11 protein-coding genes are annotated in these 11,562 nt (G+C 68.4%); 7 read left to right on the forward strand and 4 right to left on the reverse strand.

Going from position 1 to position 11,562, the window contains the following annotated elements:
* The 4 genes from RJ03_RS38165 to RJ03_RS28140 form a co-directional block, all read left to right on the forward strand.
* On the forward strand, positions 1-261 hold a 261-nt coding region (locus RJ03_RS38165), incomplete at its 5' end, for a hypothetical protein (protein ID WP_218001017.1).
* The gene (locus RJ03_RS28130; protein WP_036508022.1) at positions 258-1,472 is read left to right on the forward strand and encodes an acyl-CoA dehydrogenase family protein; all 1,215 of its coding nucleotides are present in this window, start codon (positions 258-260) and stop codon (positions 1,470-1,472) included. The genes RJ03_RS38165 and RJ03_RS28130, both read left to right, overlap by 4 nt.
* A 46-nt stretch (positions 1,473-1,518) precedes the next feature.
* Positions 1,519-2,550 (forward strand): aldo/keto reductase, encoded by a 1,032-nt coding sequence (locus RJ03_RS28135; protein ID WP_036508025.1) that lies wholly within the window; start codon positions 1,519-1,521, stop codon positions 2,548-2,550.
* A gap of 1 nt (position 2,551) precedes the next feature.
* Entirely contained in the window at positions 2,552-3,901 is a 1,350-nt protein-coding gene (locus RJ03_RS28140; protein ID WP_051025340.1) for an NtaA/DmoA family FMN-dependent monooxygenase, read from the forward strand.
* A gap of 61 nt (positions 3,902-3,962) precedes the next feature.
* On the opposite strand, the gene RJ03_RS28145 is transcribed toward RJ03_RS28140, so the two are convergent.
* Entirely contained in the window at positions 3,963-5,021 is a 1,059-nt protein-coding gene (locus RJ03_RS28145) for an LLM class flavin-dependent oxidoreductase (protein ID WP_036508030.1), read from the reverse strand.
* A 285-nt stretch (positions 5,022-5,306) separates the two neighbouring features.
* The gene (locus RJ03_RS35245; RefSeq protein WP_051025341.1) at positions 5,307-5,744 is read right to left on the reverse strand and encodes a MarR family winged helix-turn-helix transcriptional regulator; all 438 of its coding nucleotides are present in this window, start codon (positions 5,742-5,744) and stop codon (positions 5,307-5,309) included.
* An 89-nt stretch (positions 5,745-5,833) separates the two neighbouring features.
* Here RJ03_RS35245 and RJ03_RS28155 point away from each other — a divergent pair, with 89 nt between their 5' ends.
* The gene (locus RJ03_RS28155) at positions 5,834-6,559 is read left to right on the forward strand and encodes an SDR family oxidoreductase (protein WP_036508033.1); all 726 of its coding nucleotides are present in this window, start codon (positions 5,834-5,836) and stop codon (positions 6,557-6,559) included.
* Between the two features lie 211 nt (positions 6,560-6,770).
* Positions 6,771-7,982, forward strand: coding sequence for an acyl-CoA dehydrogenase family protein (locus RJ03_RS28160; RefSeq protein WP_036508036.1), 1,212 nt, complete (start codon positions 6,771-6,773; stop codon positions 7,980-7,982).
* A 61-nt stretch (positions 7,983-8,043) separates the two neighbouring features.
* Here the strand turns inward: RJ03_RS28160 and RJ03_RS28165 are convergent, their stop codons facing one another.
* Positions 8,044-8,868 (reverse strand): sulfurtransferase, encoded by an 825-nt coding sequence (locus RJ03_RS28165; protein WP_036508038.1) that lies wholly within the window; start codon positions 8,866-8,868, stop codon positions 8,044-8,046.
* Between the two features lie 35 nt (positions 8,869-8,903).
* Positions 8,904-9,983 (reverse strand): acyl-CoA dehydrogenase family protein, encoded by a 1,080-nt coding sequence (locus RJ03_RS28170; RefSeq protein ID WP_232329372.1) that lies wholly within the window; start codon positions 9,981-9,983, stop codon positions 8,904-8,906.
* A gap of 445 nt (positions 9,984-10,428) precedes the next feature.
* On the opposite strand from RJ03_RS28170, the gene RJ03_RS28175 reads away from it, so the two are divergent.
* Positions 10,429-11,541 (forward strand): ABC transporter substrate-binding protein, encoded by a 1,113-nt coding sequence (locus tag RJ03_RS28175; protein WP_232329371.1) that lies wholly within the window; start codon positions 10,429-10,431, stop codon positions 11,539-11,541.
* Positions 11,542-11,562 lie beyond the last annotated feature (21 nt).

Here is an 11,562-nt window from a genome sequence, read left to right on the forward strand (position 1 = left end):
ACGACGCGGCGAGGTGGCGCTACGACTCGGCCGCGCGCCGGTGACGGTGCGCGACGCGCGCGACGGGCGTGCGGCACTGTCCCGGTTGGCGGACTGGGCACACGCCGTAACGATCTCGACGCCGTGGAGTTGGCGCCGACCGGCGGCGCCCGCGGTGTACTGGCCGCCGCCGAGGCGGTGGCGACGGTGCGATCCGCACGGCGCGCTCCCACATTGCGGGCCGCGCTCGGACTGCAACCGGTTGCGGCGGTGCTGCGATGACCGCTGTTCAGCCGCATCGCACCCCGGAGGCGACCGGCCCGACCGTGGCCGGTATCCGCGCCGCTGCCGAGCCGATTCTGCGCCGGCTCGGCGAGACCGCCGCCGCCCGCGAATCCGCTCGCGACTACGCCTTCGCCGAGGTGCGCGCACTCGCCGAAACCCGGATCGCGCTGACCGGCATCGCCCGCGAGGACGGCGGTGCGGGTGGTTCGCTGCGCGCCGTCGCCGATCTGGTGATCGCGATAGCCCGTGCCGATTCCAGTGTGGCACAGGCGCTTCGCAGCACCTTCCTGACCGCGCACCGGGTGGCGAGCCGCCCGGACCTCCCGCAACGGGATCTCACCCTGCAGCGGCTGCGGGCCGGCGACCTGTTCGCAGGCACAGCCAACGAGCGCACCGGCGGGGCGAGCGGGCAGACCAACGCGACCGCCCGCCGCTCGGGTGACGACTGGATCGTCGACGGCGAGAAGTACTACTCGACCGGCGGCCTGTACGCGTCCTGGTTCTCCACACAGGCGCGCACCGAGGACGGTACGGTCCTGCGCTTCACCGTGCCCGTCGATCGCGCGGGCGTCGAGCGGCTCGATGATTTCGACGCCGTCGGACAGCGCCTGACCGCGAGTGGCACAACATGTTTCACGAACGCGCTGGTATACGCCCACGAGGTCACCGAAACCGAGACCGACGAGCCGGACAACCCGTGGCAGGGGTCCTTCGCGCAGCTCTACCTCGCCGCGGTGGAGGCCGGAGTGGCGGCGCGCGCGTTCGACGACGCCGTCGTCTTCGTGCGGGAGAAGGCCCGCCCGATCAAACACAGTTCCGCGAGCGCCAGTGTCGACGATCCCTACGTCCGCCAGACGGTGGGCCGGATCGCGGCCCGTGCCCAGGCCGCACGCGCGGTGGTTCTGCTCGCCGCGGAAACCCTCGCGGGAGTGCACGGCCTGACCGGCGCCCAGGCCCGCGCCGCCGGTGCCGCGGCCGCGGTCGAGGTCGCCCAGGCCGGTGTGATCGCCATCGAATCAGGTTTGGCCGCAGCGGAATTGCTCTTCGACGTAGGCGGCGGCTCGATCACCGACCGTGGCCTCGGTTTCGACCGGCACTGGCGCAATGCCCGCACCGTCGCCAATCACAATCCGCGCCAATGGAAACAGGCGGTCGCGGGCGCCTACCACCTGACCGGCGCGGAACCGCCGACCACCGGACTGTTCTGAGCCCTTCAACCCCGAAGTCACCATCGACGACAACCGAGAGGACCCCGTGACCGTCTACACCCCCGATTCGCCCTATGCCGCCGCCGACAATCGCTACGAGACGATTCCGTATCGCCGCAGCGGGCGTTCGGGTCTGGACCTGCCGTCGATCTCGTTCGGCCTGTGGCAGAAGTTCGGCACCGACTACCCCTTCGCCACCCAGCGCGAAATCATCCTCCATGCTTTCGATCTGGGCATCACCCACTTCGACAATGCCGACCGCTACGGCCCGCCGCACCGGGCCGCGCAGCTGAACTTCGGCGCGGTGCTGTCGAAGGATCTGGCGCCCTACCGCGACGAGCTCATTCTGTCGACGAAGGCCGGCAACCCGATCGGCGCCAGCCCCTATCTTCGTGGCGGCTCCCGCAAATCGCTGGTGGCCTCGCTGGAGCACAGCCTGCGCGACCTGGGCACCGACTACGTCGACATCTTCTACCACCACAGCCCCGACCTCGAGACTCCGCTGGAGGAGACGGTCGGCGCGCTGGTCCACGTGGTGCGCCAGGGCAAGGCTCTGTACGTGGGCATCTCCAACTACCGGCCCGACCGGGCGCACGAGATCGCCGAGTTGCTGCGCGGGGAGGGGGTGCCGTTGCTGATCCATCAGACCCGGTATTCGATCTATGATCGCGGCCCCGAACAGAGCGGGCTGCTCGACACCGCCGGCGCCGACGGATTCGGTGTGATCGTGTATTCACCACTGGCACAAGGGCTTCTGACCGACAAGTATCTCGAGACGATTCCCGAGGGCGCGCGGGCACGCAACAGCGCCTTCCTCTCGCCCGAGGTCATCGACGACACCTACCGGCAGCGCACCGCCGCGTTGAACAAGATCGCCGAATCGCGGGGGCAGTCGCTGGCACAGCTGGCGCTGCAGTGGGTGCTGCGGCGTCCCGAGGTCACCTCCGCGCTGATCGGCGCCAGCTCCACCCGACAGCTCGACCACAACCTGGCGGCGCTGAGCTTCCCGGCGCTGACCGAGGAGGAACTGGCGCTGATCGACGAGCACGGCGTGCACGGAACCGGATCGCGACGCTGAGATGTCAGGTCCGACATCGGGTTTCCATCTCAACCTGTCGCTGATGACGCCGGGACATTTCCGGCAGGCGTGGCGGTTGCCGCACGCCGATCCGCTCGCCTATCTGGATATCGAGTACTTCCAGCGGCTCGCGCGCATCGCGGAGGCGGCGAAAATCGACGCGGTCTTCCTCGGCGACGGCCCGGCGCTGCGCGGGGAGATCGAGGAGGCGCCGGGCACCGGTATCGATCCGCTGGTGCTGCTGGGCTCTGTCGCGGCGGTGACCGAGCACCTCGGCGTGGTGATCACCTCCTCGACCACCTACAACTCGCCGTACAACCTGGCGCGGCGATTCCAGGCGCTCGACCATGTGACCAAGGGCCGGGCGGCGGTCAATATCGTCACCACCGGAACACCCGCCGCCGCAGCCAATTTCGGCCTCGACGCCCATCCCGATCGCGAGACCCGCTATCGGCGGGCCTGGGAATTCCTGGATGTGGTCACCAAACTCTGGGACAGCTGGGACGCCGGCTGGCTGATCGCGGACAAGGCGTCGGGCCGCTACGCCGATCCGGACCGGATCCACCGCATCGACCACGAAGGAGAGTTCTTCTCCGTCGCGGGTCCACTGCCGGTGCCGCCGGGTCCGCAGGGACGGCCGGTCGTGGTGCAGGCGGGCGGGTCGGAGGGCGGCCTGAGGTTGGCCGGGGGGTTCGCCGACGTGGTGTTCACGGTGGCTCAGACCCGAGAGCGGGCCGTCGCGTTCCGGGAGGAGATCCGCCGCCGGGCCGTGGCCGCCGGTCGCGGGCCGGACGCGGTGAAGGTGTCACTCGGCGTGGTGGTGCTGGTCGCGGCGACCGAGGAGCAGGCACGTCGCCGCGAACGCGAACTGTACGACCTGCTGCCGATCGAGCGGCTCACCGCCAACCTTCTCGCCAACCTCGGCCTGCCGACAGGGTCGTTCGGACCCGACGATCCGATCGCCGTCGGAGATCTCCCGGAAAACATTCCGGCCGAGACGTTTTCGACCGGATTCAGCGAATCCACCCGAGCGCTGATCGCCGCCGGGCCGCGTACGCCGCGCGAGTTGATCGAACGCGGCGCCGGTGGATCGGGGCATCGCCTGCTGGTGGGGACCCCCGAACAGGTTGCCGACGATCTGCAGCAGTGGTTCGAAGCCGGAGCCGCGGACGGGTTCACGATCATGCCGGCCGAAACCGCCGTGGATCTGGAGAACTTCGCCACCGGCGTGGTGCCGATCCTGCAGCGGCGCGGGCTGTTCCAGCGAGAATATCGGGACCGGACACTGCGTGCGCGCCTGGGGCTGCCGGTGACGCACCGGCAGCTGGGCGAAATCGCCGAATCGGCCTGAAAACGGTTGTGCAGCGGTAGCGCCGAGACGGGGACATCGAGCCCCGCCTCGGCGCTTTCGCTCAGCGCAGCAGCGGCAGCAGGTGCTCGCCCTGGCGGTGGATCTCCTGCAGGTAGGGAGTGTCGGACAGGACGAAATGGGTGATCCCGAGGTCCTGATACTTCCGCAGCGATTTGGCGACGTCCTCGGCCGAACCGACCAGCCAGGTGCTGCCCGCACCGCCCCCGCCGACCCGGCCCGGCGCGGTGTAGAGGTTGTCGTCGAGCACGTCGCCGCGGGCCGCGAGGTCGTAGAGGCGCTGCTGGCCGACCGCGGCCCGCCGCTGCGGTTCCGGGCCCGCCTCATGGCTTTTCGCCATTTCCGCGACCCGGGCCTGGGCATCGGCCCACGCCTGTTCGGTGGTGTCGCGCACGACGGTGGTGACTCGCAGACCGAATTCCAGCGGCGGGAGTTCGCGTCCGTGCTGCTCGCTGAGCGTCCGCAGGCGTTCGATCCGCTCGCGCACGTCGGCGAGCGGCTCACCCCAGAACAGCTGGACATCGGCCACGGTCGCCGCGACCCGCTCGGCGGCCGCCGACGCTCCGCCGAAGTAGAGGGTGGGATGCGGCCTGCCCTCCCGGGCCGGAATGCGTGGCAGCACGGTGGAATCGGTCACCCGGTAGTGCGTTCCGTCGTGGGTGACGTTCTCCTCGGTCCAGAGCCGGCGAACGAGGCGGATGAACTCCTCGGTCCGCCCGTAGCGGGCGGCCTGGTCCTCCTCGGATTCGCCGTAGGCGGCGAGATCGTCCTTCCCTGAGACGATGTTGATCCGGACCCGGCCGCCGGACAGATGATCGAGTGTGGCGACCGCCGAGGCGAAATGGGCGGGACGCCAGTATCCGGGCCGGATGGCGATCAGCGGCTCGAACGACCGGGTGCGCGCGGCGAGCGCCGCCGCCACGGTGAGCGTGTCCGGACGTCCCCATCCGGTGCCGAGCAATGCGCCCTTCCAGCCGTACTCCTCGAGCGCTCGCGCCTGCGCGGTGAGGGTGTCGAGGCTGTTGTGATCGGTGGTGACGGTGTCGCCCCGGTGGCCCGGTGTCACTTGATTGGGGATGTACCAGAGGAATTCGGCGCTCATCGGGGTCGTCCTGTTCGGTGGTCGCGATCCGCGGCGGGCGCTGCTGGCTACCGCCGGAGGAAGAATGTTCGGCGAGGCGAACACCGAGAGTATGGCCCCGCCGGATCGTCCGATCGCCTGTCCGGCAGCGCGGCGCGATGTGTGAAAAGCGCTGTGTACTGCGATAAGTCGGCCCCGGCCGAAATAAATTCCGGGGGATTCGAGAGCGCCGCCGAGGGCGCCGGTTCGTCGGAGGGTGCCGAGTTCCTCACGCCCGGTTGCGCACGACGCTCCGATCGCGAAAGTTCACAGCGTTTCCGGATGGAGACGACTCTCCGCGAGCGCCGCCGCTGCCGTCGCCACCGCGTCGATCATCCGGTCTCGCTGGGTGCCGGGGAGCCGCTCGGCCAACTGCCGCTCCAGTGTGGCGCGAATATCGTCGCGCAGCGCGAGCCCGGGGCCGGTCAGGACCGCTCGGGTGATTCGCCGGTCCGCCGGATCGGGTTCACGCGCCAGCAGTTCCCGGCGCTCCAACCGGTCCACCATTCCGGTGACGTTGGTCTTGTCGCATCCGAGCGCCGCGGCGAGCTCGCCGAAGGTGGGCCGCGACTTGTGCACCAGGCACAGCAACTCCAGTTGCTGCGGGGTCAAACCGTAACTCCGCGCGACCTTTCCGTAGAGCACGCTCAGCTCCCGGTGCAATGCGCCGAAGGCGGTCACTGAATCCGGGTCACCGATGGCCATCGCCAAAGTTTAGCTCCCCGACTGTTGACATGCTCTACCAATTAGTCGATGGTGTGGACTATAGACATGCTCATCTATATGGAGGACTCATGCCGGTAGCGATAGTGACCGGGGCGTCGGCGGGGATCGGGCGGGCGATCGCGGGCCGCCTCGGATCCGAAGGAACGGCTGTCGTCGTCAACTATCTCGGCAACCGCATTGCGGCCGAGGAACTGGTGACCACCGTCGAGGCGTGTGGCGGACGCGCGGTGGCCGCCCGGGCCGACGTCTCCGACCCCGCGCAGCTGCGCGGGCTGTTCGATCTGGCCGAGGACGAGTTCGGCGGAGTCGACATTCTCGTGAACAATGCGGGCACCGCTCGGTTCGCGTCTCTCGCGCAAGCCACCGACGAGGATTTCGACCGCACCTTCTCGCTCAACGTGAAAGCCACGTTCGTCGCACTGCGCGAGGCGGCGAATCGCCTGCGCGATCACGGACGGATCGTGGTGATCTCCTCCGGCGTGACGGTCACCCACCGTCCCGGCTCGGCGGTCTATGCCGCGAGCAAGGCCGCCGCCGAGGAATTGGTGCGTGTTCTGGCCCGAGAGCTGGGTTCGCGTGGCATCACCGTGAACAGTGTGCTGCCGGGTGCGACCCGCACGGAAGCCCTCGCCGGTGCACGAAATACCGCGGCGCTCGAAGAGGTCGCTGCGGCGACGCCTCTCGGCCGCATCGGTGAGCCGGGAGATATCGCCGACATCGTCGCGTTTCTGGTCTCCGGCAACGCGCGATGGATCACCGGCCAGTCCGTGCGCGCCGGCGGTGGACTCTTCTGACGTCCGCGGGCGATCGCGGTAAGAATTGGCCTGAACCAAAGCCTCCGGTCGGCCGCCGGAACGTGCGAATGTCGTTGGGTTATCGCGGATATGGACCGCGCCGGGCCTGCGAGGACATCGGCGTCGTATCCGCCGCAGGAGCGGGATGCGCCCCTCGTGCGGGCTGATCGCGCGATCCATTCAGCACACCGACGGTCCCGGGAGAGCACTTATGACGTCGACACATACCGAGCCCGTGCCACTGGCACTCGACTCCATCGAATTGCAGGCGGTGATCGACGAGATCGCCGCGGATGCCCGGCGCCGCCGCGAGGCTGGCGGGGGCCGACCGGATCGCGCGCTGGCGCTGGCTCGCGAGCATCGCCTGGGTGCGGTGCGGTTGCCGCGCGACCTTGGCGGCGCCGGCTACAGCCTGCGCGAATTCTTCGCTCTCGCGGTGCGGCTCGCACAGGCCGATCCCGACGTCCCGCACATCCTGCGCATCCACTGGGGCACCGCCGAGGAAGCGCTGCGCACGCGCGAGACGCAGCGAAGCAAGCAATGGCTGCGGTGGATCCGCGAGGGCAAGATCTTCGCCGGTGCGCAGTCGGAGCTGTCCGGGCAGCCCGGTGTGTACAGCTACGACACGCTGCTCACCGCCGAGGGTGATCGATTCCGGCTCAACGGCCGCAAGTTCTACAGCACGGGCAGCATCTACGCCGACTATCTGCGCATCGGCGCGAACGACGAAGCGGGACAACAGGTCAGCGTGGTCCTTCCGGGCGACCGCGAGGGCGTGGTGCACGTCGACGACTGGGACGGCATCGGACAGCGTGAGACCGGCAGCGGCACCACCGTCTTGGACGACGTGCTCGTGCACCCGGACGAGATCGGCGAATTCCGGCTGCTCCCAGGCCCGGGACGACCCCGCAGCCCGCTGGTGCATCTGCTGCTGCACGCGATCGCCGCGGGCATTCTGCGGGCACTGACCGAGGACACCGCGACGCTGCTGCGCGAGCGGACCCGATCCTATTCGTGGGGCAACGCCGAACTGGCCCGCAACGATCCGCAGCTGCTGGCTGTCGTCGGATCGCTGTCGAGTACCGCATTCGTGGTGGAAGCCGCGGTGCTGGCGGCCGCCGACGCGCTCGACGCGGCGACCCGGCACATCTGGCAGCATGGCGCCCCCGACGACCGCCTGGAACTCGCGGCCTCACTCCAGACCGCGCAGGTCAAGGTGGCCGTGGAAAAGATCGCGCTGAGCGCCGCGGCCGAGGCCTTCGACGCCGGTGGCGCGTCGTGGACGCGCGCATCGGCCGGGCTCGACCGGCACTGGCGCAATCTGCGGACGCTGTTCTCCCACAACCCGACCGTGTACAAGGCGCGGGTCGTGGGAGATGTCGTCGTCAACGACGCCGAGCTGCCGAGCGTCGGATTCTTCTGAGTCCGAGCGCTTTCCGGCAGTGTGGTGCGGGGGAGCTGGGTGGCGGTGCGTCGAGCGCCCGTCAGCCCGGCTCGTCCCCGCTGGCCACCGGGCGGGTGGAATCGGAACTCCACGCCGAGAACGAGCCGGGATAGAGAGCGGCCTCGACGCCGAGTGTCGCCAGCGCCAGCACATCCAGGGTGGCCGCGGTGCCGCCGCCGCAGTAGGCGCCCCACTGCGTCCGGTCGCCGGATTCGCCCGCGCCCCGGTATTCGGCGCGCAGTGCGTCGGGGGCGCGCAACAACCCGTCCGGCGCGATATTGCGTGCCGCGGGAAGATGCACCGCGCCCGGGATGTGCCCGCCGCCGGAGGCGCCGGAATAGCCCGCGCTGTCGCGAGCGTCGAGGAGTACACCCGAGCGGGCCAGCGCACCCGCCGCGTCGGTGTCGAGCACCGGCAGCGAGCCGAGGGTGACGACGAACGAACCCGTGCGTGCCGGCGGCGCCTGATCCCCGACGTCCCCACCGGCCGCGACCCAGGCGGCCAGACCGCCGTCGAGGTACCGCACATCCGGCACCCCCGCCCAGCGCAGGGTCCACCATGCCCGCGCGGCGAGTGCGGGGACCTCGCGGCTGTACACCACGACGAGGGTGTCGGCGTCGATTCCCCAGCGCCACACGGCATTCTGGATCTGTTCCTCGGTGGGCAGCGGATACGCCCCGGACCCGGGCGATGTCGGCCCCACCAGATCGGCGGTCAGCGACACCACGTGCGCACCCGGCAGACGAGGCGCCGCGGCGACGGGCGGTTCGCGATGCACTTCCAGCAGCGTCACAGGCCGTCCAGAGGTCGGATGATGCTCGAGCAATTGGGTGGCGCTGATGACGACATCGGTCAGTGTGGACATGGCGAGTCCTTTCCGGAGGGGTGGATCTACGGCACCTATGCGGTGAGTTCGGCGAGCTGAGCTCGCCGCACATCGGCGGACTGGCCTTGTACGAGGAGGAACAGGGCGGTGCGCGCGTAGAGCTGCGCGGTGTCGTCGGCGGCCAGCCCGCGGCCGGAGCGGGCGATGAGCAGGGCGCGGGTGATCGCCGACAATGCCTCGCCGACAGCGACTTTCACGGCGAGACGATCCTCGGCCCGGTAGGCCCCACCGCCGTGAGCACGCGCCTCGTCGGACAAGTCGTAGGCGGTGGCTCGCAGCTGCTCGAACCGCGGTCGCCACACCGCCGCCACCCGCTGCGCCGGTTGCTCCGACGTCAGTTCCAATTCGCGCAACACGGTGTCGGCCAGACCGAAATGCTGGGCGCGCGCGTCGTTGGAGACACCCTGGTCGAGGAAGCGCGCTCGTTCGATGGATTCGGTGGTGAGCACATTCTCCTCTGGCACGAAGACGTCGCCGAGCGCCACCCGGGCTGTGCGGCTGCCGGCGACCGCGCCGAGCGCCAGCGGGCCGGCACTGTGCAGGTGATCGTCCACGGGGACGAGGGCGGTGACGACGGTTTCGGTGTCCTTCTCCACCGCGGCGACGGTCAGCGCCGAGTTGAGGCCCCAGCCGCTGACCCACGACACGGTACCGTCGAATATCCAGCCGCCCTCGGCCTTTCGCGCCGCGATGTAGTGGTCGGGATATCGCCGCACATCGCTGACCCCGGCTCCCAGCAGCAACTCCCCGCGCAGAATGCGCTGTGCGAGTGGGGGAATCGGCGCGCCGGTGGCTTCCAGGGTGCCGATCCGTTCCGACAGCGAGGCGTGCTGGGCCCAGACCAGCCAGGTGTTGAAGCATGCGCCGGCGATGATTTCGTGCACCTGACGATCGGTCTCACGGTCGACGCCGGCGCCGCCGTAGCGCGGCGGGGCGGTGTGGTTGAGCAGCCCGAGCGCCGCGAGTTCCTCGATGTGCCCGGTGTCGACGCCGTCGCGATCGGTCGCGAGGGCCCGCGGTCGCAGCACGGTGTCGGCATAGTCGCGCACCTTCGCGACGAGCGGATGGTCGGAGCCTGTCTTCGCGAATGTCACTGCGTCCCTTCCTGTCTCTACCGAGGACGCAGCCGCCGGGCAGGCGGCGACCGGCATCCTTCGAGCGAAATTATCGGCCCGCCCGTGGGAGCGGATCGTTCCTGCGAGCGGATCCGCGGCCCTGGCCGCCGTCCGACCTGGTACGAATCGATACTGCCGGATAAAAATTCCCGCAGATTCGAGGTTCGCGCGTCCGCCGGATTCACGGAATCGCCAATTTCTACTACGAGGTTCGCGGCGTTTCTGTCAAGAAATACTTCATATTTCTCGTTCGCCGCAGCTGGGCTCAGGCTGAATTTTTTCGTAGGTAGAAACCGTTGGGGGGCTTACGTTCTGAACCATATCAATTCCCCGGAGTGGAAATCCGGATGAGGACGGTGGCCGGGGCCGGCGCTGGAGAGGGAAATATCGTGAGCGGCACAACAACGCATCGTGAGGTGCGACCGTGAGCAGAATCGGCGGCAGACGCCTGCTCGGAAAATTGACGGCGTTGTCGGTGGCGTTCCTCGCCGTCCCGGCGCTACTGGCCGGATGTGGTCTCGGAAAAGACAACGGCGTGGTGTATTTCCGCTTCGCCAACTCGCCCACCGCCCTGTCGCTGGTCCGGATCGCCGACGAACTGGGGTACTGGGACCACGCCGGGGTGAAGCCGAAATACGTGGGACCGGCCACCGCCGTGCCCGCGGTGCAGCTACTCGATCAGAACAAGATCGATATAGCGACCGGCATGTTCAACGGCGACATCGACGGGAAGGTGAAGGACTTCAAGTTCACCGCCATCGCGTCCAGCATGCTCGACCTGCCGAACGAACCGCATATGGCCTATTTCACCAAGGCCGGTTCGGATATCACCAAGAACAACCTGAAGGCCATCGAGGGCAGGACGGTCGGCATCTCGGCGACCAACAGCTGTGTCGATCTGGTGATCAAGCAGTATCTGAAGAACAACGGCGTCGACCTGAGCAAGGTGAAATTCCTCCAGCTCAAGGAGGAACTGATACCGCCGGCCATCGAAAAGGGTGAGGTCGATCTCGGCGTGTTCCATCCGCCGCTGGTCGGGGTTCTGCTGAGCAAGCCGGACAAGTTCGCCGAGGCGTTCACTTCCTTCGACGACTGGGGTCCGCAGGGCGGCCAGGCGCCGTATGTCGCGAGCAACGCGTGGCTGCAGAAGAATCCGGCCGCGGCGCGGGAATTCGTCGGCATCATCGCCAAGACCGCGAACTGGGCCAACGCTCACCCCAAGGAATCCGCGGAGATCGCCGGTAAGACCACCGGCTATCCGGTGGAGCAGACCACCAACTGGCATTACGCACCCAACGCCCTGCTCGACAAGGCGAGCCTGCAGTTGTGGTGGGACCTCGTCCGGGATGTGGGCAAACCGCTGCCCGGCTCGGAGAAGCTGAAGCCCGAGGACATCGCGACCAACGCCTTCAACCCGTATGCGAAATCGGCTGATCTGCTCGAATCCCAGGAGCAGAACACCACGATTCTCGACACCGAGCAGAACAGCAAGGTGCTGAAAACCGATCTCGTGGAAATCGCCGGCGCCGAGAAGTGATCGGGCGTTGACCAGTCCATT

It is taken from the genome of Nocardia aobensis NBRC 100429 (assembly GCF_000308375.1).
Taxonomy (GTDB): Bacteria; Actinomycetota; Actinomycetes; order Mycobacteriales; family Mycobacteriaceae; genus Nocardia; species Nocardia aobensis.